The 21,086-nt window shown below is 58.0% G+C and carries 19 protein-coding genes and 1 pseudogene; 11 read left to right on the forward strand and 9 right to left on the reverse strand.

Going from position 1 to position 21,086, the window contains the following annotated elements:
• The first annotated feature begins 24 nt into the window (after window positions 1–24).
• From QD409_RS12945 to QD409_RS12975, 7 genes are all read left to right on the forward strand, one after another.
• Window positions 25–714 (forward strand): fumarylacetoacetate hydrolase family protein, encoded by a 690-nt coding sequence (locus tag QD409_RS12945; RefSeq protein WP_092854050.1) that lies wholly within the window; start codon window positions 25–27, stop codon window positions 712–714.
• Window positions 711–1,361, forward strand: a complete 651-nt coding sequence (gene maiA, locus QD409_RS12950; protein ID WP_092854049.1) for a maleylacetoacetate isomerase — start codon at window positions 711–713, stop codon at window positions 1,359–1,361. The genes QD409_RS12945 and maiA overlap by 4 nt, the downstream gene beginning before the upstream one ends.
• Complete coding sequence (locus QD409_RS12955; RefSeq protein WP_092854048.1) at window positions 1,358–2,656, forward strand: MFS transporter; 1,299 nt, start codon at window positions 1,358–1,360, stop codon at window positions 2,654–2,656. The genes maiA and QD409_RS12955 overlap by 4 nt, the downstream gene beginning before the upstream one ends.
• On the forward strand, window positions 2,646–3,701 hold the full coding sequence (gene gtdA / locus QD409_RS12960) for a gentisate 1,2-dioxygenase (RefSeq protein WP_092854047.1): 1,056 nt from the start codon (window positions 2,646–2,648) through the stop codon (window positions 3,699–3,701). The genes QD409_RS12955 and gtdA overlap by 11 nt, the downstream gene beginning before the upstream one ends.
• Entirely contained in the window at window positions 3,694–4,161 is a 468-nt protein-coding gene (locus QD409_RS12965; RefSeq protein ID WP_159432202.1) for a VOC family protein, read from the forward strand. Before gtdA ends, QD409_RS12965 begins: the two co-directional genes overlap by 8 nt.
• Before the next feature lie 528 nt (window positions 4,162–4,689).
• A complete protein-coding gene (locus tag QD409_RS12970; RefSeq protein ID WP_092854045.1) occupies window positions 4,690–5,940 on the forward strand; it encodes a glycosyl hydrolase family 8 in 1,251 nt (416 codons plus the stop codon).
• Between the two features lie 1,284 nt (window positions 5,941–7,224).
• Window positions 7,225–7,527 (forward strand): hypothetical protein, encoded by a 303-nt coding sequence (locus tag QD409_RS12975; protein WP_092854043.1) that lies wholly within the window; start codon window positions 7,225–7,227, stop codon window positions 7,525–7,527.
• A 387-nt stretch (window positions 7,528–7,914) separates the two neighbouring features.
• Here the strand turns inward: QD409_RS12975 and QD409_RS12980 are convergent, their stop codons facing one another.
• The 7 genes and pseudogenes from QD409_RS12980 to QD409_RS13010 form a co-directional block, all read right to left on the reverse strand.
• Window positions 7,915–8,154, reverse strand: coding sequence for a hypothetical protein (locus QD409_RS12980; RefSeq protein ID WP_092854042.1), 240 nt, complete (start codon window positions 8,152–8,154; stop codon window positions 7,915–7,917).
• A 157-nt stretch (window positions 8,155–8,311) separates the two neighbouring features.
• Window positions 8,312–9,349, reverse strand: a complete 1,038-nt coding sequence (locus QD409_RS12985) for a fatty acid desaturase (RefSeq protein ID WP_092854041.1) — start codon at window positions 9,347–9,349, stop codon at window positions 8,312–8,314.
• Window positions 9,350–9,554: 205 nt separating this feature from the next.
• The gene (locus QD409_RS12990) at window positions 9,555–9,794 is read right to left on the reverse strand and encodes a hypothetical protein (protein WP_092854040.1); all 240 of its coding nucleotides are present in this window, start codon (window positions 9,792–9,794) and stop codon (window positions 9,555–9,557) included.
• Window positions 9,775–9,942, reverse strand: coding sequence for a hypothetical protein (locus tag QD409_RS12995; RefSeq protein ID WP_092854039.1), 168 nt, complete (start codon window positions 9,940–9,942; stop codon window positions 9,775–9,777). The genes QD409_RS12990 and QD409_RS12995 overlap by 20 nt, the downstream gene beginning before the upstream one ends.
• 74 nt (window positions 9,943–10,016) lie before the next feature.
• Window positions 10,017–10,409: pseudogene (locus QD409_RS13000) on the reverse strand (hypothetical protein).
• A 63-nt stretch (window positions 10,410–10,472) separates the two neighbouring features.
• Entirely contained in the window at window positions 10,473–12,110 is a 1,638-nt protein-coding gene (gene groL, locus QD409_RS13005; RefSeq protein ID WP_092854038.1) for a chaperonin GroEL, read from the reverse strand.
• 49 nt (window positions 12,111–12,159) lie between these two features.
• The gene (locus QD409_RS13010; RefSeq protein WP_092854092.1) at window positions 12,160–12,477 is read right to left on the reverse strand and encodes a co-chaperone GroES; all 318 of its coding nucleotides are present in this window, start codon (window positions 12,475–12,477) and stop codon (window positions 12,160–12,162) included.
• A 525-nt stretch (window positions 12,478–13,002) separates the two neighbouring features.
• Between QD409_RS13010 and QD409_RS13015 the strand changes: the two genes are divergently transcribed.
• A complete protein-coding gene (locus QD409_RS13015; protein WP_092854037.1) occupies window positions 13,003–13,266 on the forward strand; it encodes a hypothetical protein in 264 nt (87 codons plus the stop codon).
• A 310-nt stretch (window positions 13,267–13,576) separates the two neighbouring features.
• Here the strand turns inward: QD409_RS13015 and QD409_RS13020 are convergent, their stop codons facing one another.
• Together QD409_RS13020 and QD409_RS13025 are read right to left on the reverse strand one after the other, a co-directional pair.
• The gene (locus tag QD409_RS13020) at window positions 13,577–14,923 is read right to left on the reverse strand and encodes a sensor histidine kinase (protein ID WP_245298121.1); all 1,347 of its coding nucleotides are present in this window, start codon (window positions 14,921–14,923) and stop codon (window positions 13,577–13,579) included.
• Window positions 14,910–15,593 carry a response regulator transcription factor gene (locus QD409_RS13025; RefSeq protein ID WP_092854035.1) on the reverse strand — a complete coding sequence of 228 codons (684 nt, stop codon included), beginning with the start codon at window positions 15,591–15,593 and terminating at the stop codon, window positions 14,910–14,912. Before QD409_RS13025 ends, QD409_RS13020 begins: the two co-directional genes overlap by 14 nt.
• A 135-nt stretch (window positions 15,594–15,728) precedes the next feature.
• On the opposite strand from QD409_RS13025, the gene QD409_RS13030 reads away from it, so the two are divergent.
• The 3 genes from QD409_RS13030 to QD409_RS13040 all read left to right on the forward strand — a co-directional run bounded on the left by QD409_RS13030 (window position 15,729) and on the right by QD409_RS13040 (window position 20,832).
• Complete coding sequence (locus tag QD409_RS13030) at window positions 15,729–16,400, forward strand: response regulator transcription factor (RefSeq protein WP_092854034.1); 672 nt, start codon at window positions 15,729–15,731, stop codon at window positions 16,398–16,400.
• Window positions 16,401–16,537: 137 nt separating this feature from the next.
• Window positions 16,538–17,740 (forward strand): efflux RND transporter periplasmic adaptor subunit, encoded by a 1,203-nt coding sequence (locus tag QD409_RS13035; protein WP_092854033.1) that lies wholly within the window; start codon window positions 16,538–16,540, stop codon window positions 17,738–17,740.
• Window positions 17,737–20,832, forward strand: coding sequence for an efflux RND transporter permease subunit (locus QD409_RS13040; RefSeq protein WP_092854032.1), 3,096 nt, complete (start codon window positions 17,737–17,739; stop codon window positions 20,830–20,832). The genes QD409_RS13035 and QD409_RS13040 overlap by 4 nt, the downstream gene beginning before the upstream one ends.
• Window positions 20,833–21,086 lie beyond the last annotated feature (254 nt).

Raw genomic sequence — 21,086 nt, forward strand, 5'->3', positions numbered from 1 at the left:
CCCCCGATATCGACGGAGAGCGTCATGACGAACAGCCATGTCTTCCAGCCCCCGGCCGTTCCGACCGTCCCGGTCGTCGGCGGAGGCACCTTTCCGGTCCGGCGCATCTACTGCGTCGGCCGGAACTACGAGGCCCATGCGCGGGAAATGGGCTTTGCGGTCGACCGCGAGGAGCCGTTCTTTTTCCTGAAGCCCGCTGACACGGTGGAGATGGACGGCGCACGCATTCCCTATCCGCGCATGACCGGCAACTACCACTACGAAGTGGAACTCGTGGTCGCCATCGGCAGGGCAGGTGCTGACATTCCGGTCGAGGATGCCACCCTGCATATATTCGGCTACGCCGTCGGCCTCGACATGACACGCCGCGACGTGCAGATCGCCGCCCGTGAAAAGGGCCGGCCGTGGGATATGGGCAAGGCCTTCGACCACTCTGCTCCGATCGGCGAGATTGTTCCCGTCGCCCGCTGGAACGCCGTCGCGGAGGCGACGGTGACGCTCGACGTCAATGGCGAACGCCGGCAGGAAAGCAGGCTGTCCAAATTGATCTGGTCGGTCGAGGAGATCATCCATTGGCTATCGCGCTACATGGACCTCGCTCCCGGTGACCTCATCTATACCGGCACGCCCGAGGGCGTCGGTGCGGTGGTGAGCGGCGATACGCTCAAAGCCCGCATCGATGGCCTGCCGCCGCTTCGGGTGTCGATCACATGAGTGCGCCCCTCACCCTCCACGGCTACTACCGCTCCTCGGCCTCGTTTCGAGTGCGCATCGCCCTCAACCTCAAGGGTTTGGCCTACCGGACCGCGCCCCATCACCTCCGGCGCGGAGAACAGAATTCGCCTGACTATCGCCGCATCAATCCGCAGGGCCTAGTGCCGGCGTTGGAGATCGATGGTCAGACGTTTACGCAGTCCTTGGCGATCCTTGAATATCTGGACGAAACGCGGCCCCAGCCGCCGCTGTTGCCAAAAGACTCGGCGGGCCGGGCACGGGTGCGCGCGCTCGCACAGCTCATCGCCTGCGACGTGCATCCAATCGACAATCTAAGGGTGCTCAATTACCTGCGCGGGCCGCTCGGCCAGCCGGACGCGGCTGTCGCCGGCTGGTACAATCATTGGATCGCCGAAGGATTTCGCGCGCTGGAGGCCGCACTTTCGACAAGCGGCGAGACCGGCCGGTTCTGCCACGGCGACGCGGTCTCGCTCGCCGATATCTGCCTCGTGCCGCAGGTCATCAACGCAAGAACCTACGCCTTGGATCTCTCTCCCTTTCCGACATTGAAACGCATCGCGGACGCAGCGCTGTCGCTGCCCGCTTTCGAACGCGCTTTGCCAGCCAACCAGGAGGATGCAGAATGATACCCGTCGTAACGAATGCAAATGATACGGTCGACCGATCCGGGCGACCGAAGGGATATGAATGGAAGGCGGTGACGCTGCTGTCGCTCGGCCTCGGCCTCGTCGGCGTCGACCGGTTCATCATCGTGCCGATGATGCCGGTTCTCGCCCGCGATCTCGGCCTCGATTACCAGGATCTCGGCATCATCACCGGCGCGCTGGCGGTAGCGTGGGGCCTGTCTTCCCTCTTTACGGGCAATCTGTCCGACCGCTTCGGATTCAAGAAAATCATCGTGCCGGCCCTATTCATCTTCTCGCTGATCGCCGGGTTCAGCGGCCTTGCAACGGGCATCGTCACCTTGGTTCTAGCGCGCGTGGCGATGGGTCTGGCCGAAGGCGCCTTCACGCCCGCCAGCATCATCGCGACGATGGATGCCTCGCCGCCGAAACGGCATGGGCTGAATGTCGGCATCCAGCAGACCATGCCAGCCCTGCTCGGCCTCGGCCTTGCGCCGCTCGCGGTGACGCAATTGCTCAAAGTCGTCAACTGGCCCTGGATCTTCCTGATGGTCGCCGTTCCAGGCTTGATCGTCGCCTACCTCCTGCATCGGGTCCTGGAGCAGCCGGTGCCCGCGGAAATCGCGACCCACAGCACAACCCATGACGCCGGTACGCACCGTTGGTACGAGGTCTTCGCTTATCGGAACGTACCGCTCGCGATTCTCTGTCAGCTATTCTGGCTTACCTGCATCATCGTGGTGGCAGCACTGTTTCCGAGCTACCTGGTGGACCACCTGCACCTTAGCATGGACCAGATGGGTCTCATCCTGTCCTCCATGGGTTTCGGCGGTGCGATCGGCGCCCTGCTGCTGCCGGCGCTGTCCGACCGGGTCGGCCGCAAACCCGTCATGCTGCTGTCGGCCGTGCTCGCTTTCGGCGCCTTCTGGATTTTCGGCGGCGCGGGCGCCAATGTTACCGTGCTTTTCCTTTGCATGATGGTGGCGATGGGCAGCCTCTATGCTCTGCTTACGCTGACGGTCGGCCCCATCACGGCCGAATCCGTGCCTGCCCGGCTGATGGCCACTGGCTCCGGCATGGTCATCGGCATCGGTGAAGTCTTTGGCGGCGGCTTTGCGCCTGCCATCGCTGGCACCATCGCAAAACATTACGGCATCGAGCATGCGGCAGCGGTTCCGCTTTATGCCCTTGGCCTCGGCATCGTCGTCATCCTGCTACTCAAGGAAACCGCCCCCATCCGCCTTCGCGGCAAGACCGTCGCCGAACCCATCGCTGCAGGAGGCGCCCATGTCGGCTGATCCACACACGGCCGCCTCGACTGAGGCCCTGCGCCAGGATTTCTACGATCGGATCGGCCGCAACAACATGACGCCGCTGTGGACGTCACTCGCCGATCTGGTCACCCCGACCCCCCGCAGCCTTTGCCGCCCGGCGCACTGGAGCTTTCCAACGATCCGCGAGGCGATCCTCGAAGCCGGCGGACTGATCACGGCGAAGGAGGCAGAGCGGCGCGTCCTCGTCCTGGAAAATCCGGGCCTGCGCGGGCAATCCAAGATTACCACCGATCTCTATGCCGGCGTGCAGCTCGTGCTGCCCGGCGAGGTCGCTCCGGCCCATCGGCACACACAAAGTGCGCTACGCTTCGTGCTGGAGGGTAGCGGCGCCCACACCACTGTCAACGGCGAAAAGACCATCATGCACGAGGGTGATTTCATCATCACACCGCCGATGGCGTGGCACGATCATGGCAATCAAAGCTCTGAGCCGATTTTCTGGCTCGACGGGCTCGATATTCCCATCGTTCAATTCCTCGACGCCTCGTTCGCCGAGCATCTCGACAGGGATGAGCAGCCGCTGGATCGGCCGATCGGCGACAGCGATGCCCGCTACGGCGCCAACCTTCTGCCTGTCGACCACGGCACCGCCGGTGGCACGTCACCAGTCTTCAACTACCCTTACGAGCGAACTCGCGATGCGCTCGAACGCATGCGCCGTCACGATGCCTGGGACCCGTGCCATGGGTTGAAGATGCGCTACACCAATCCGATCACCGGAAATCACGCCATGGCAACCATCGGCACCTTCATTCAACTTCTGCCGAAGGGTTTTGTGACCTCCCGCTACCGCTCGACCGACGCCACCGTCTTCGTGCCCATCGAGGGACGCGGCCGGACGCATATCGGTGACACCGTCATTGAATGGGGCAAGCGCGACATCTTTGTCGCGCCCTCGTGGCACCAGGTTTGGCATGAGAGTAACGACGAAAGCGTACTCTTTTCCTTTTCCGATCGCCCTGTGCAGCAAGCGCTCTACTTGTTTCGGGAAGAGCGTGGCCATGCGTAACGATGCATCCGGCATCTGTGTGCATCATGTCGGGATCACAGTCACGTCCCTCGAAACCTCGTTGCGCTTCTGGATCGATATCCTCGGCTTCGAACTGGTCGGGCGCGACGAACTTCAGGACAGTGACTTCGTTCGCGACGTCACGGGCGTTTACGACGGCTCCATCGCCCTTGCCATGCTGGCGAAGGGACCTCATGTCGTCGAGCTGCTGGAATATAAGACGGCACTCGGACGCAAGGCGCTCGCCTTCCAGGCCTGCGACAGTGGTGCCACGCATCTCGGCCTGTTGGTGAAGGACATCGATGCCTTGCTTTGCGTCGCTGCGACCCATGATTGGGTCGCCTTCGGCTCGCCGCAGGTCGTGGCGAACGGCCCCTGGGCAGGCCGGCGCGTTGTCTATCTGAAGGGGCCAGACAATGTGCTGATCGAACTCGTCGAGCCAGGTCCAGGGGAGGACTGAGCGGGTGCTTGGGGTCGTCCGTTCCTGCCTGAAGAAACGGTTTTTGGCCTCAATGCCAATAACCTTGCGGATGTGCGGGCGGCGGTGGAGCAGTCCTTCTGGCAGCTGGGCATGGCTGGGGATGCGCCCCGCATTGTCGACGTCGCTCGCCCGATGGCGGCTCACCCGTCCAGCTGCGGATCTGTACCCCAACCGGAGCCGGTCCGCAGCCCGCGATCTACAATATCCACGGCGGCGGCTACGTTCTGGGCGGGGCGTATTGCTGGCGAGGAATTACTCAATCGGGATCACTGGCAGGATGCCCGAAAAGTAGAATATGGCTGCCGACGAAGCGGCCAGAACTCCAACAGGTGCTCTTTAGAGCCGCGAAGCGCAACGACTTCCGCACGGCTTGGCTCAAGCCGACAGCCAAACATTCAACACAGAATTGATTAGATTGCGCTCCACAACGACAATGATCAGCGGAAAGCGATCCGTTGGTTTTCGCATCCGCTCGCCAAGAAAGACCCATGTAAATCCGGGGGATTTATGAAAATCGGAAAGAGCCTCTATACGCTTCTTATGACGTTACCGCCGGCATTGGGGATTTCCGCGGGTGACGCCCAATCCGCCGAGGGTATTCGACCCACAGGCTTTACACAGCAACAGCTGGATCAATCCCTGGTTGATTTCTACAAAAAATGGCGTTCAACTTATCTCGTGCAAGACTGCGGAAGCGGCCGTTACTATGTGGGTGTAACCGCCGACGGCAAGTCGGTCGGGGGTGGGACGGCAAAATCCACGATCACCGTTTCCGAGGCCCATGGTTATGGGATGCTTATTTCAGTTCTGATGGCAGACTTCGATCCGGCCGCGCATGCGGTGTTTGATGGAATGGTCCACTATTTTCACGACCATCCGGCCAAATCAGGTCCTGGTCTCATGGCCTGGAACCAGACCAAGGGTTGTGGCAATGCGCGCGAGGTTGCCGGCGACCACAGTGCCACCGACGGAGACCTTGATATCGCCTATGCGTTGCTTCTTGCAGATAGAAAGTGGGGCAGTGATGGCAACTTGAACTATCGCAAGGAGGCATTGAAGGTCATTGCCTCAATCGGCAAACACGAGATCGATGCAGACAGTCGCTTCGTTCGCATCGGTGATTGGGTCGATGACGCAGATGAAATGCAATATGCCCCCGTCACTCGATCTTCCGACTTCATGGTCTCCCATTTCAAAGCTTTCGCCGGCGCGACGGGTGACCGCACTTGGTATGCGGTACGTGATGAAACATATTCGATCATCGACAAGATTCGCAGCAAATACAGCTCGCAGACAGCATTGATGCCTGATTTCATCGTTGGCCTCCCGACGGCGCCGCGTCCGGCTGGCGCTAATTTTCTCGAAGGACCGAATGATGGCGCCTATTCCTGGAACGCTGCGCGCTATCCATGGCGCATTGCAGTTGACTACCTGCTCAATGACGATCAGCGGGCACTCGCAGCGCTCCGACCCCTCAATAGTTGGATCAAGCGCGCAACCAATGGTGATCCGGCCAATATCGCCGGTACTTACAAGCTCAGCGGCAATGCAGTCGCCGAGAGTGGTCGTGGTGCAATGGCCTTTGTATCGATGTTTGCTGTATCCGCATCCATTGAAGCAACGAACCAGAACTGGTTGGATGCACTATGGACTGACATGACAAAGCGAACAGTGGAAAATGCAGACTATTACGGCAATACGCTGAAACTGCTTGCGATGATCACTATCACCGGCCATTGGAGGCAGCCCAACCCGTAACAGGGTGGATTCGCCACGAGGTTGAAAGATAAGGCGCGGAGTGGCCTCCTGGCGGAAATGATGGCAGTTGCACAGATCGTTGTGCGGACTTAGCGCTGGGCATCAAAACATTACCGTAGCGGACCGCTTTCTCCCGCATCATTGTCCAGATGTCTGTTTTTCAGCTGGACGAGGTCTTGCGATTGAGATGGTGATCAGCGGCTCGCGCCTTAAATCGAAATGGTCACCCGGCCCAGAGATCAGAATTTTAGGCAGCGCCCTCACTGACAGTGACAGTTGGGTTGTCTTCGCTGCCGGACCAACGTTCGGCATTTGCCCCTATTGCGTGCGGCGGACTCTAAGCCGGCACGGTTGGTCTCACCGAGGCCCTCAAGATCTGCCGGCGCACGGCAAGACCGAGATGCCAAAGCCTTGATTAAGCCGCCGGCGATGCACGGCACAAGAATGTAGGCGCGAAACGTCAATTATAAGTTGCCGACAACTACTCAGTCTCAAGCTGAAGACGCCAATCGTACAAGCCGTTTAAGCGTCCCTAGCTTGGTCATCCTCTCCGCAACGACTCGATGAGGAAACTAAATTAATCTTTCATAAAATTTATAAATTTTTTCCAAAAAATCGTGCTACTGTACCCAATTACTAGAAAATAATTATAACAAGGAGCAGAAATGAAAAACATTGTTTTCACCAATACATCGCGCTTAACGCGCCTGCTGATTGAGACATCCGTTTTGATCGCTGTGACCGTCGCCATTCTGAGCATTAGCCTTCCACCAGTTCACCTTTGGTTATGATCATGTCTAAACGCTTAAAGCGATTCACCTGCCCAATCCGTGAGAAGACCGAGACGGTCTTCCGGCCGATTACCACTGGTGACGTAGCCGGCCGGCTCGAAAAGGCCGCGCTTCTTAAGGCCCTAAGGATAGAGCGCGACCGGCCCACCCGTCCTCAAACTATACGCTGACGAACGCCTGAATGAGGAGAATGGCCCCCGCCGCAATTCCGCCGGCAGCCGCTCCCGCGCAATGAATGCCGATTATTCTTTTGGCGGGAATGTAGTGAAGCATTTGGAGCTGACCGTCGCAATTGCTAGCCTTGCTTTTGCGCTTACCTCATCGCCGGGCGCTCGAACTTGCGAAAGCAGCACAGCGCCGGGGGACAGATTTGCCGGCTCGATGTGAGTACCTTTTAGTTGAAAAATGTAAAGCAGACTCAACTTATGCATGATAATCTCAGCTCATGCGACGATTACATGTATTTGTGGGTAGGCTTTCGATGGAGACGATCATGGAACAGTTGAAACGTCTCGCGCAGGGAAAGTTGTCGCAAAGCCAACTTAAAATCATAAAACAGGTGTTCGATACGGCGACGACACAGAGCTGGTTCGACGACACTGACTATAGCCGAGAGGGTTTTGCTGTCGGGTTGGTCGGCCTATTTCGATACGGGATAGTCAATCCGACGCAGCTGGAGAGGATCGCCATGTTCTGGGCATTAAGCGACTTCCAACAAAACATGCCCAGTACCCAGCGGGCTAAACTGAGATCACTCTACGACCGGTACGAGCCGCAGCCGCAAGCTTGCTCTTGAGGGATAGGGCGAGCGCTGCCTTTGAGAGCAGCGCCCGTTCGCCATCTCATGTCGCAACCACTAATTTGACAGCAGATCGATATGTATTTCGCATCCAATTTGTCGTGAGGCGTACCCAGCGAATATTCCAGCGGCAGCACGATGAGACGCGGTCGCATAATGTGGCAAGCCACTGCCGGCTGGGGAAAGTGCGCTGGTCGAGACCCCATGGGGCCGATGCAAGTCCATCATCGGACAGCGGCCACGGGCTTGATCGCTTTGTGGTAAGCAGACGGAAGTCGCCAGCGGCTGTCCCGTTCTCAACCGCATACTTGCCTGCGTCAGCCGGGATCTGTCTGGCACAAAGAAACGACCGGATTGCCAGTCCCACCAAAGAACGCCATCCGCTCATGTCCGGATCCATGAACCAACACCAAGGCTAGCCAATCTTTGTTGCTCTGCCTCGACCAGCTCGGCAATCCGCTCAGGCGGTTCGTTAACAAGCGTTTTCTTCGGATGGCCATTGTTGTCAAGAAAGTCGAAATATAGCGTGGAACCTTTCTGAGTGTCGTGACGCATGTAGTGCGTAACGTGGCTCATATTGAATCTGGCAATGGGACCGTTCTCGATCGATAGCGTGATCCACATTATTCATTCTCCCAAAGTTATCTCACGCCAGTCTTTAGAACACGCGGCCTGGAGGTTCATCACATGACTTTCAGCGCGCCTTCCAACAGCAAGCTGATTTTGCAACAGAGCCCGGAACAACGCGCCTCATCCATGATGACCGGCTAAATCGCCGCTATCAGGCGTGCCGCAGCTTTGCAGCATCGCGAAACGAGATCAGGCGTCGGCTTTGTTCATCCCAGAGAACCAGCTTTACGCAACGCAGGCTCTCCATCAGCGTGACGCGGCCGATGCCGGCCAGTTCGGGATGGTCTCTCAGCACTTCCGGCAGCCGGTAATAGGGCACTCTGCTCGACAGGTGATGAACGTGATGGATGCCTATATTGCCGGTGATCCAGCGAAGAGCGAGCGGCAGATCGTAATGCGACGCGCCATGAAGGGCCGCATATGGAAACTGCCATTCCGGTTCTTTCGACCAATGCGTTTCCTCGAACTGGTGTTGCACGTAGAAGAGCCATATGCCTGCGGCCCCCGCCAGCAGAGCGATCGGCAGATGCACCAGCAGGAAGGGCAGGATTCCGATAACCCACATCAGTATCGCGGAGAGGATAGCGATTGCCAGGTTCGTCGCCATGGTGGATATCCATGGCAGGGAACCGGATCGCATCATGCCGAAAGGCAGTCGCTGCTTGAACAGGAAAAGCCAAGCCGGGCCGATGCCGAACATGATCGCCGGATGCCTGTAGAGCCGGTAGTTAAGCCGCCCGAACCACGATAGGGCGCTATATTCCGATACCGTCAACGTCGTTATGTCGCCGACGCCGCGCTCATCGAGATTGCCTGCCGAGGCGTGATGCTCCGCATGCGCCCGGCGCCAATAATCATAGGGCGTAAGCGTCAAGACACCGATCACGCGACCTGTCCAGTCGTCGGCGCGTCGACGCGCGAAGAACGAGCCATGGCCGCAATCGTGCTGGATCATGAACAGACGCAGCAGAAAAGCCGCTGCCGGAACGACCAGGATCAAGCCGGGCCAGAAGCCGTAGTGAACCGACGCCCATGCGCCGACCCAGAAAAGCGCGAACGGGATGGCGGTCGCCGCAAGCTCGACAATGCTGCGTTTGAGATGCGGCTGACGATATCTGGCGAGGATCTTGAGCCATGCCCTTTCGTTGGAAAGGAGAAGGTTTGGGTCGCGGTCGGTGGTCTCGATCAAAGAATAATTCCACGCATGGTAATGAGTGCCGGGAAGGCGACGGCCATCGCTATGGCAGACCTGATGAGGAATAGCGGATAGTCGAAGCGATAGATCTCATGAACAGTGTTCATCGTTGCCGGATCTCTGGGTTTCGGAATGGGTCTGTAAAGGGCGTCAGCTCGGCGGGCGTCACCGCCCGCCTCGGCGCTATTCCGTGTGGACTTCAGCTCTTGTGTTTGCCGCCCTGCGGGCTGCTTTTCGCGGCGTCCTTGAGCTGGTTGGCGAAGCTTGCTTCTGTTTTTACCGTCGTCTTTTCCTGTTTCGGCTTCCGCGCCTCGCGGTTGCTTCTCAATTGTCCTTTGGCCATTGGGGCGATCCTTTGATCGTTGAAATTGATGGAGCCGGCCTCAGGATGAGGGACCGGCCGAAGCTTAAGCATGCGCTCAAATGAGGCGATCGTCATCAGTCGTTTCAGATGCGCGACGATGTTTGGCGTCTGTACTCGTCTTCTTACTCTCTTTTTTTGTGGAATCGCGGACTGGCTCCGCGCTATTGGTTTCGGCATCCTTCGGCAATGGCTGCGGATCGGGCTTTTTCTCGAAACGGATCACTTGTTATTCTCCTGCTCTGACAAATTATGGAGCGCTCCGCTCAAGCATGAAGGAGCGCATCCGGGAACTGGTTCTTACGTAGCGAGAGCGGTGGTGCAGCCCTGAACGCTGCGGCAAGCGAGCGAGGTCTGCTCTCGCATGGTTGCCCAGCCACCGGCTTCGACGAACTGATGCTTCTTACGGCTGCCGGTGATCACCTTGAACTCGATGAGTTTAGTGGTGGCATCCGGCGCGGCGTCGAGGCGTTCGGCATAGATGGCGGACGCCAGGTTCGCGCGTGCAAAGTCACTCGCTATTGCTGCTGTGGTGCGCGGCGTGCCAGCGATCACCAAGCCACTCAGTTGAAGCCGATGACGATCATTGCGGCCGCCGTGACGACGTAGGCCCACACAGGGATTGTCTTGGACGGGGCCGGTAGCTGTCGAAGCGCTGGCTGATGATGTCTTGCCGCTGCTCTGCATGGCTATTGGAATTCTCCGCATTTGTTGTTGTTCAGATTTCCGCCCCCGGCCACGCTCCAGGCACGGTTCTCAGTATCCCATGCCACCCATGGCGTCGTTTCCGGCGCTGTGGGCTGATTCTCTCACGGGAATATCGGCGATCATGGCTTCGCAAGTGATAAGAAGTGCCGCAATCGAGCCGGCGTCCCGCAATGCGGTCCGCACGACCTTGGCGGGATCGATGATGCCGGCCTTGATCATGTCGACATAGGTTTCCGTCTGCGCGTCGAAGCCCTGGTTGTGATCCTTGCCGTCGATGAGTTTTCCGATAACGATCGAACTTTCGACGCCGGCATTGTCGGCGATCTGCCGGATCGGCGCTTCGAGCGCACGACGTACGATCGAGATGCCCGCCGTCACGTCGGCGTTCTCGCCTGTCAGCCCCGCCAGCACGGATTTCGCACGCAGCAGCGCAACGCCGCCGCCGGCAACGATACCCTCCTCAACTGCCGCACGGGTGGCGTTTAGGGCATCGTCGATTCGGTCCTTCTTTTCCTTGACCGCAAGCTCGGTCGCGCCACCGACGCGGATCACTGCAACGCCGCCGGTGAGCTTTGCCAGGCGCTCCTGCAGCTTTTCCTTGTCGTAGTCGGAGATCGTCGTCTCCACGATCTGTGCCTTGATCTGCCGGGCACGGGTCTGAATGGCCTCTTTGTCGCCGGAGCCGTCGATGATCGTGGTTGTGTCCTTCTCGATCAGCACGCGCCTGGCGCTACCGAGCATGTCGAGTGTCACGTTCTCCAGCTTGATGCCGAGATCCTCGGAAATCATCTGGCCGGCCGTCAGGACGGCGATGTCTTCCAGTATGGCCTCGCGGCGAGCGCCGAAACCCGGTGCCTTGACGGCTGCGACCTTCAGGCCGCCTCTCAGCTTGTTGACGACCAGCGTCGCAAGAGCTTCGCCCTCGACATCCTCGGAGATGATCAGCAGCGGCTTGCCGCTCTGCACCACGGCCTCGAGGATCGGCAGCATCGCCTGCAGGTTGCCAAGTTTATTCTTGTGGATGAGGATGTAAGGGTCGTCCATTTCCACCCGCATCTTCTCGGTGTTCGTCACGAAATAGGGCGAGAGATAACCGCGGTCGAACTGCATGCCCTCGACGACATCGAGTTCGGTCTCTGCCGTTCTGGCCTCTTCAACGGTGATGGCGCCTTCGTTACCGACCTTGTCCATCGCTCTGGCGATCATCTCGCCGATGGCGGCGTCGCCATTGGCGGCAATCGTGCCGACCTGCGCGATCTCACCCGAAGACCCGACCTTGGTGGCGCGCGCCTTGATTTCCGCAAGCACGGCGGTAACGGCGAGATCGATGCCGCGCTTCAGGTCCATCGGGTTCATGCCAGCCGAAACCAGCTTGGCGCCTTCGCGGAAGATGGAGGCGGCAAGCACGGTCGCCGTCGTCGTGCCGTCGCCAGCAAGCTCATTGGTCTTGGAGGCGACCTGGCGCACCATCTGCGCTCCCATGTTCTCGAACTTGTCTTCCAGTTCGATTTCCCTGGCGACGGTGACGCCGTCCTTGGTGATGCGCGGAGCGCCGAAGGATTTGTCGATGACGACGTTGCGGCCCTTGGGGCCGAGCGTCACCTTAACGGCATTGTTCAGCAGTTCCACGCCGCGAAGCAATCGCTCGCGGGCCTCGGTGGAGAAGATGATTTCCTTGGGAGACATGGTCTTTGCCCAGTTCGGTCTTGAGGTAAGGGATCGAAAATTCGACGGGTCAGTCGGCCTTGTCGGCAGTCGCGACGGTCTTTTCGATGATGCCCATGATGTCGGCTTCTTTCATGATCAACAGATCTTCGCCGTTGATCTTGACCTCGGTTCCGGACCACCTGCCGAAGAGGATCTTATCGCCGGGCTTGACATCGAGAGGGATCAGCTTGCCGCTTTCGTCGCGAGAGCCAGGGCCGACGGCGATCGCTTCGCCCTCCTGGGGCTTTTCCTTGGCGGTATCGGGAATGATGATTCCGCCCTTGGATTTGGTGTCAGCTTCGTCGCGCCGGATAGCGATGCGGTCATGGAGCGGGCGGAATATCATGAGAAATCTTTCTGCTGCCGGCGCATAGAGCGGCTGCAACTGTTAAATAGTATCGATGGCGCTCGATTGATAGGAGTGCTAGGAAATATTATTCGATAAGGAGAGATATGCGAAAATAATATCTGGAATACCGCATAATTTTGACGGTAAATTCCAAGATGGTCATTTGTATTTTCTTGAAGTAATAATACGAGAAAGATATTTTATTATTATATTCAATTTAGATTTTTCTGAGAAAAATCAGGAAAACGCTTGAGCGCCTTGATTGAAACTCAATCGGGGATTAACGATGAGTTTCGTTGATTTGGCCCATCTGGCTTCGCGGTGTCAGAGACTACGACCCGCCATGCACTCCGAATTCTCGATAGCGAATGCATCGCGCCGTTTCGGCACGCATGTCGCTGCGTTCGAATTGGAATGAACCCATCGCTGACCGCGGATCTGTCGGCAGCCTCGGGATCGTTCCTGTTCTAATGCGAATGACAGGGGAGCCGCATCTATGTGTTCCCGCGGAGATTTGCCATCATGAACAATCGCACCACGCAAACCGTCATTTGCTTTTCTTCTCCGTTCCTGTTGCCGGGCTTTGAAGCGCCTCAGCCGGCTGGAGACTATCGCGTCGATTACGACGAGGAGCCTCTCGAAGGCGCTTTCCGGCTGGCATGGCGACGTATCGCTGCCTTCATCTATTTGCCGGCGATTGCCATGCAGGGTTCGGCGCGACAGATGGTGCCGATCAACATATCGGACCTCGAAGCCATCCTCGAAAAGGACCATCAGCAATCGTGACTGTATCAGCTATTCTACGGCGCAATGGCTGCCCGATCCGCCGTGCCGCTGCGACACATATCTTCTCGGTTGGACAATCCGTCCAGCTCCATAACAAGGCTTTGTCCCGGTAGTAGAGATCACAGGGTCTACAGTTCAATTCCCATCAGGAGCAGCAGTCTTTCCGTGATCGCTTTCGGCCTTAGCGGACGTCGCGTCGAATTTCGGGCGATCATTTTACCGGGCAGGGTGACCGTTTCGACTTCAACAGTGTGGATGCACTGCAGAGGGGAACCGCTCACGATTTCTGGTTTCTTGCGACAAAGCAACCCTAATCGGTTGCCAGACGAACGCAGGTGCCAATATTTGGTGTTGTGATTTCAAGGCGCATGCCGTGAAGCCTCGCAATGGCCGAAACCAGGCTCAATCCCAGTCCATTACCAGGGGCATGTCGGCTTTTCTCGGCTCTATAGAAGCGGCGAAGTACGGCGTCGGCGTCTTCTGCGCGGATCCCTATGCCCGTATCCTCGACGGCAACAGTCGCAACGCGCCCGTTTCCTTCGACACGGACGGTTGCTCGCCCATCCCTTGGCGTGAACTTGATCGCATTGTCGATCAGGTTGGCGATCGCTTCGAAGATCAAGCTGGGGTCGCCTGAGATAACAGCAGGCTCGTCGGTGCTTGAGGCATATGCGAGAGTGACGCCGCATTCCTCGGCCGCGGGCTCAAAGAAATCGACGGCATCGCGTGCGATCGCTTTCAGATCGATGTCAATGAAGCCCGACCTTCGCAAGCCATCTTCCACCTCCGAGATGCGCAGGAGCGCACCGAACGTCTTCAGAATACCGCGAACCTCCTCGAGCGATTCATCGATATAGCCGTGATATTCTTCGATATTGGTGGCGCGCCGGCGCGCGCGCTCAAGGCTACCCAGCAGGCGCGTGAGCGGAGTGCGCATGTCGTGGGCGATGTTATCGCAAACGCCTTTCACCTCCTGCATCAGGCGCTCGATCTCGTCGAGCATTTCGTTGACGACATTGGCGAGACGATCGATGTCGCCACCGGCGCGGCCTGTCGGCAGTCGCTGTTTGAGGTCGCCCTTCATGATTTGCGCGGCAGCGCCGGACATAGCGTCCAGCCGGCGAACCGCGCCGAAGCCGACGGCAATGGCGCCTGCAAGTCCGAGTAGCGCCGTCGTCAGCGACGCGAACAGCGTCGCATTTTCAAGGCGTTCCCGAAACTCACGCTGCTCATGCAGACTTTGCGCAACGAGGATGGAGCCGCCGTCAGCACGGCGATGTAGCAATCCCCTGTAATGATCTTTCCTTGCCGCGCTGTGGTCTGCGAAATCGAAGGGGGTGTCAAAGACAGCTTTTTCCGGATAGGCGAGCGGTACACCCGCGATGAGTTTGCCATCCTGATTGAAGAGAGAAAATGGACGCTCTGCGTTCGTCAGGTCTTTGCTGCGGAGTGAAAGGCGCGAGACGATCGCGTCTGCCGGCAAGCTTTGAAGCGATTGCATCTCGCGCGTGAGCCATTCGTCGCTTCTCTGGTCGAGAAAGTCCCGCATCTGCCAATCGACAAACAGAAACAGCGCGCTTGCAGCGGTGCCGAACACGAGCAGGAAGGCAAGCGCCAACCGGAAACCGCTTGTTCTAAAAAGTTCAATTGGCCGCATCGAGAACATAGCCTGAACCACGAAGCGTTCGGATCATAGGCGCAAGGCCAGGCAGATCCAGCTTCTTGCGAAGTTTGCTGATATGGACATCGATGACATTCGTCGCTTCGCCGTAGCGATAGTGCCATACTTCCTCGAACATCATCGTGCGCGTGACGATTTGGCCCGAGTGCCGAGCGAGATACTCAAGCAACTGATACTCCCGTGGTAGAAGATCGATAACGTTGTCGGCCCGGCTTGCGGTATGCGTCAGAAGATTGATTTCAAGATCGCCGACCCTCAAGACGGTCTCCTGGGTGGCGCTGGTGCGCCGGCGCATGAGGACGTCCAGTCGCGCCGTCAATTCAAGCGCTTCGAACGGCTTCGTCAAATAGTCGTCGCCGCCCGCCTTGAGGCCGCGGACTCTCTCATCAACTGCCGAAAGGGCGCTCAAAATTAGAACTGGCGTCTGTACCGAGGCGGCGCGTAAAGCTGCCAGCATCCCAAGTCCATCAAGGGCGCCGGGCAACATGCGGTCCAGAACGATAGCGTCAAATGTGCCTGAAATCGCCTTGACCAGCCCGTCCCGGCCATCGAGCGATTGCGTAACGGTGCAGCCGTGGTCCACAAGTGCTGCCTCGATTTCCGATGCCGTCCCCAGGTCGTCTTCGACCACGAGTATCTTCGACACATTTCCTCCAAGAACGCTGACTAGTTTCCGCGTATTATCTAGATAATCAATGTTGAATGTTCGTTCGCCTGAACATGAAATCAATTTCATCTTCGCGAGCGCTCGGAATCATGTGTTATCTTCAACGAGGAATGAATGCGCCTGCTGGTAGTTGAAGATGATGACCGAAGTGCGGCCTATTTGAAGCGCGGGCTTTCCGAATCCGGGCATGTCGTCGATGTCGCGAGCGATGGCGAACTCGGCCTCGCGCTCGCGATGGAGTTGATTTACGACGGCCTGGTCGTTGATCGGCTGCTGCCCAAGCTCGACGGCATCGAGCTCGTGAGGCGCCTTCGCGAGATGAAGGTCAATGTGCCGGTGATCATGGTGAGCGCATTGGCCAGCTCGATGGATCGTGTGGAGGGATTGCGCGCCGGCTGTGATGACTATTTGGCCAAGCCCTTCTTCTTTTCGGAGCTTCTCGCCCGCGTCGAGGCGATTACAAAGCACTTCGTAAATGATGGTCATGAGAATATCTTGGTCGTGGGTGACCTGTCGCTCGACATCCGGCGGCGGATCGCGCGCAGGAACGAGCGCATCATCGATCTGCAGTTCAGGGAATTCCTGCTTCTGCAGACCCTTATGCGCAACGCCGGCTCCGTCGTAACCCGTTCCATGTTGCTTGAGGCCGCCTGGGACTATGCCTTCGATCCTCGCGGCAACATCGTCGACATGCATGTCCATCGTCTGCGCAAGAAGATCGACATGGGTGCAACGACAAGCATGATCACCACGGTTCCGGGCGCCGGATATCTCATCAAGCCATGAACCCCGCCATCGGCGAAACATAAAAAATTTTTCATCCTGGCGCGAATTGCCAGCCACTTGCGATCCGTCAAATTCCAAGCAATGCGCGGCGGGCGTTATGCTTCCGCGCAAATCCAAGCGCTTGATGGAGTATTGTCGTGGATCGATCCCCTTCAGGGTCAAACAGCTCAAGTAGATCATTTTATCTTCTGGGGATATGCGCTCTGGCGTTGGCCGGATCCGCTGCTGCATATTTCGTATACTGGCCAGAGCCTGGTCTGGGTAAGACGAGGGCACCGACACCCGAACGCGCCCCGGTCCCGGTGCAGACAGCCACAGTGGCAAAAGAAGATCTGCCTGTCGTGCGTAGCGGCCTCGGCATCGTCTCTCCGTTGACCGCAGTGGATGTGAAAGTCCGCGTCGACGGCCAGCTTCAACACATAGTCTTCTCCGAAGGGCAGGATGTCAAAGCAGGAGACATTCTTGCAGCGATCGATCCGCGTCCTTACGCGGCGGCCGTCGCGCAGGCGCAGGCGGACTACAACAAGGAGCTGGCTCAACTGGAGCAGGCCAAGATCGACGAGACAAGAGCGCAGAAGCTTACGACTACGGGCAGCGGCACCACCCAGGCAGCTCAGACAGCAGCCGCGCAAGTCAAGGTCATGGATGCTACGGCGGCTGCCGGAAAGGCGGTGCTCGATACCGCGAAACTCAATCTGGAATTTGCAACCGTCACGGCCCCGATCAGCGGCAGGGTGGGGCTGCGCCAGCAGCAGGAAGGCGGTATCGTCCGCGCAGCCGATGCGACCGGCGTTGTGACCGTCACGCAGATGCGTCCCATCGCGGTTGAATTCACGCTGACGCAGGATGATCTTCCCGATCTGATAACTGGGCAGGCGAAGGGCCAATTGAGTGTTTCGGCATACAGCCGCGAAGGCACCAAGCATCTCGCCGACGGAAAACTGAGTGCGATAGACAGCCAAGTCGATTCATCGACCGGCATGGTGAAGTTGAAGGCCGTGTTTGCAAATGACGAGCTGACTCTTTGGCCTGGAGAGCTGGTGACCGCAAACATAACCTTGCGGACCGATCCGAATTCGACGGTCGTGCCATTGTCGGCGATCCAAAATGGACAAACGGGACCGTATGTCTTCATCGTAAAGCCGGGCAATAAGGTTTCCACTGCCTCGGTGACCACCGGGAACGCTTACTCGGGCCTCACTGCCATTACACAGGGCGTCTCCATCGGCGAGACGGTCGTTACTTCCGGCCAGTCCCGGCTTGTCGATGGAACCGTTGTCTCGACGAAAGGCTCTGACGGCAAGAAGCTGGCAGCAGCCGGCGAGGATACAGTCCAATGAACCTTTCTCAAATCTTCATCCAGCGCAGGGTCGGAACCTGCCTGCTGGCGGCCGGGCTTCTGATCGTTGGCTCCGTTGCCTACGGACTGCTGCCGATCGCATCGTTGCCGCAGGTCGACTTTCCGACAATCCAGATATCGAGTTCTCTTCCCGGCGCGAGCGCCGAGACCATGGCGATATCGGTTGCGACGCCGCTGGAAAATCAGCTTTCGACGATCTCAGGCGTGTCTCAAATGACGTCGACGAGTTCGTCGGGGCGAACCTCGATTACGATGCAATTCGACCTCAACAGGGACATCAATGGCGCCGCGCAGGACGTTCAGGCCGCAATTAGTGCCGCTAGCGGTCAACTGCCGAAGGATCTGCCGGCCGCTCCCGAATTCCACAAGAGCAATCCGGCAGAAGCAACGATCCTTACATTGGCGCTTACATCCGACCGCATTCCGACGACCGAACTCGATCATTATGCGGAAGACATCATCGCCCAGCAGGTTTCGCAGATGAATGGCGTGGGGCTGGTGGATTATCACGGCCCCCAGCGGCCGGCGATCCGCATCCAGCTCGATCCCGACAAGGTTGCGGCGCGGGGGCTGACGCTGGAAGATATCCGAAGCGCCGTCGGCGTTCAGACAGTCAACCAGCCCAAGGGGCAGCTCGCCGGCAACGGACGGACCACCGTTCTCGATGCGACCGACCAGATCATGGACGTCCCGACATTTCGCTCGATGGTCGTCGCCTATAAGAACGGTTCGCCGATTCGAGCAGAGGATCTCGGGACCGTTGTGTCGGCTCCCGAGGATGTCAATCAGGCAGCATGGTTGCAAGACACCCGTTCAGTGATGCTGGATGTCCATAAAATGGCTGGTTCAAACGTGCTCGACACCATCGAGGGCATCAAGGCCAAGCTGCCGCAAATGGAGGCGGGGCTGCCTGCAGGCATCAAGCTTTCGGTCGTGGCCGACAGGTCAGGAATGATCCGATCCTCGGTCAACGACGTGAAGGTCACGATCCTCATTACCATCGGCCTGGTCGTTCTGGTGATCTTCAGCTTTCTGCGAAATCTCTGGGCGACGATCATCCCGGCGGCGACCATTCCGCTGTCCCTGATCGGCACTTTTGCCGTCATGTATCTCGCCGGCTACAGCCTTGATAATCTCTCGCTCATGGGATTGACCATTGCGGTCGGGTTTGTCGTCGACGATGCCATCGTTGTCATCGAGAATGTGATGCGCCATGTCGAAGAGGGAAAGTCCACCTTCGACGCAGCTCTTGAGGGATCGCGCGAGGTGGGTTTCACCATCGTTTCGATGACTGTCTCCCTGGTTGCCGTTTTCATTCCAATCCTTCTGATGAACGGGATTGTCGGCCGCCTTTTCCGTGAGTTTGCCGTTACGATCAGTGTGGCGATCATGATATCGGGACTCGTTTCGCTAACGGTGACCCCGATGATGTGTGCCTGGTTGATCAAACACGATCACGATAGGCGGCACGGGATGCTTTTCCGTTGGTCGGAAGTGTTTTTCGAAAAATGTGCGGCGGGATACGGACGAGCACTCGATGTCGTCCTTCGCAACCATGTCGCCATCCTGATTGTTGCGGTTGCTACGATGGCGGTGACGGGCTGGCTCTACGTTTCCATACAGAAGGGCTTTATTCCGCAGCAGGACACGGGATGGGTTCAAGGGCAGGCCCAGGCAGCGACCGACATATCCTTTGCTGACATGTCGACCAAGATGCAGGCGCTTGCGCATATCGTTATGGATGACCCAGCTGTCGACAACGTCGCTTACTGGATCAATCCCAGTCCGTCAGCCAGCGTCGGCCAGCTTCAGATCAACTTGAAGCCAATCGGCACGCGAAGCTCGGCGCCGGCAGTACTTACCCGCTTGCGAACGGCGACGGCGGGTCTGGAAGGCCTGACCGTTGGTCTGCAGGTTCGCCAAGACGTCCAGATCGGCGGACGGTCTTCTGCTTCGCAGTATCAATATACGCTTCAAGACCCTGACACGGCAGAGCTCGACAAGTGGGCAGCGACGATGGCCAAGGTTCTGAAAGGTCTCCCAGAAATCCAGGACGTGATTTCCGACAAGCAGAAGGCCGCGACCAGCCTCACGCTCGATATAGATCGCTCCACGGCATCCAGGCTGGGTGTGAGCGTTTCTCAGATCGATCAAACGCTCTACGACGCTTTCGGGCAGCGGCAGGTAGCGACAATGTATACGCAAGTCAGCCAATATCACGTCGTCATGGAACTGGCGCCCCAGTTTGCCCTGTCGCCCGAGGCGCTGTCGCATCTCTATGTGAAGTCTTCGACCTCTGGAAAGCTTGTTCCACTCAGCATGCTTGGATCATTGAAGACCGGCGTGCTGCCGGTATCCATTAATCATCAGGGATCCATACCCGCAACGACGATTTCCTTCAATCTGAGGCCGGGTAGTGCGCTTAGCGACGCAGTCACGGCTATCAAAGCGGCTGAGGCGAGCGCGGGCATGCCAGCGACGGTGATCGGCACTTTCCAGGGGACCGCGCAGGCATTTCAGGACTCGCTGCGAAGCCAGCCATGGCTTATCCTGGCGGCTGTCGTGGCTGTCTACATCGTGCTGGGCGTTCTTTATGAGAGCGCGATACATCCGCTCACGATCATCTCGACACTCCCGTCTGCTGGTCTCGGCGCGCTGCTGGCATTGAAGCTTGCCAATTTGGACCTTTCCATCATGGGGATGATCGGGATCATCCTGTTGATCGGCATCGTCAAAAAGAACGCGATTATGATGATCGACTTCGCGCTCGACGCCGAACGGACGCAGAATCTGGCGCCATATGACGCCATTCGCCAAGCCTGCATGCTGCGGTTTCGGCCCATTATGATGACAACGCTTTCCGCTTTGTTCGGCGCCGTTCCCCTGGCTTTGGGAACCGGGCCGGGATCCGAATTGCGCGTTCCCCTCGGCATTGCCATCGTTGGTGGTCTGGTTGTCTCGCAGGTGCTGACCTTGTTCACCACGCCGGTCATTTATCTCTCATTCGACAGGCTGCGGGGTAGGACATCAGGGCAGCCATCGCATCTGCAGGCTGCAATCGGTTCGCGTTAATGGCGATGTCAAACGAACCTAGTTGAAGCCGCTTTTTTACGATGTGCTGGCTGTTGATTATGGGATGGCCCGCCCTTCCGAGGATATCGGGTATCATGTGGCTTGGTTGAGGCAAGAGGAGCCGATCCATGTCGATCCTGATGTCGGGACCAGGAACCGTACGCTCAGCACAATCACGGGCAATCCGGTAAATGGCAGCCAGTGATAATCGCCGTTCGCCGATAAAATCAGTCTACACATTGCCAAATCAGAAA

This window comes from Rhizobium sp. BR 315 (genome assembly GCF_050577975.1).
Classification (GTDB): domain Bacteria; phylum Pseudomonadota; class Alphaproteobacteria; order Rhizobiales; family Rhizobiaceae; genus Rhizobium; species Rhizobium miluonense.

Coding starts and splice junctions, on each gene's coding strand:
- QD409_RS12945 (WP_092854050.1), top strand. CDS start 25: ATGACGAACAGCCATGTCTTCCAGCCCCCGGCCGTTCCGACCGTCCCG.
- gtdA (WP_092854047.1), top strand. CDS start 2,646: ATGTCGGCTGATCCACACACGGCCGCCTCGACTGAGGCCCTGCGCCAG.
- QD409_RS12955 (WP_092854048.1), top strand. CDS start 1,358: ATGATACCCGTCGTAACGAATGCAAATGATACGGTCGACCGATCCGGG.
- groL (WP_092854038.1), bottom strand. CDS start 12,110: ATGTCTCCCAAGGAAATCATCTTCTCCACCGAGGCCCGCGAGCGATTG.
- QD409_RS12975 (WP_092854043.1), top strand. CDS start 7,225: ATGGAACAGTTGAAACGTCTCGCGCAGGGAAAGTTGTCGCAAAGCCAA.
- QD409_RS13010 (WP_092854092.1), bottom strand. CDS start 12,477: ATGATATTCCGCCCGCTCCATGACCGCATCGCTATCCGGCGCGACGAA.
- QD409_RS12990 (WP_092854040.1), bottom strand. CDS start 9,794: ATGACGATCGCCTCATTTGAGCGCATGCTTAAGCTTCGGCCGGTCCCT.
- QD409_RS12965 (WP_159432202.1), top strand. CDS start 3,694: ATGCGTAACGATGCATCCGGCATCTGTGTGCATCATGTCGGGATCACA.
- QD409_RS12980 (WP_092854042.1), bottom strand. CDS start 8,154: ATGTGGATCACGCTATCGATCGAGAACGGTCCCATTGCCAGATTCAAT.
- QD409_RS13030 (WP_092854034.1), top strand. CDS start 15,729: ATGCGCCTGCTGGTAGTTGAAGATGATGACCGAAGTGCGGCCTATTTG.
- QD409_RS13015 (WP_092854037.1), top strand. CDS start 13,003: ATGAACAATCGCACCACGCAAACCGTCATTTGCTTTTCTTCTCCGTTC.
- QD409_RS12970 (WP_092854045.1), top strand. CDS start 4,690: ATGAAAATCGGAAAGAGCCTCTATACGCTTCTTATGACGTTACCGCCG.
- QD409_RS13020 (WP_245298121.1), bottom strand. CDS start 14,923: ATGCGGCCAATTGAACTTTTTAGAACAAGCGGTTTCCGGTTGGCGCTT.
- maiA (WP_092854049.1), top strand. CDS start 711: ATGAGTGCGCCCCTCACCCTCCACGGCTACTACCGCTCCTCGGCCTCG.
- QD409_RS13040 (WP_092854032.1), top strand. CDS start 17,737: ATGAACCTTTCTCAAATCTTCATCCAGCGCAGGGTCGGAACCTGCCTG.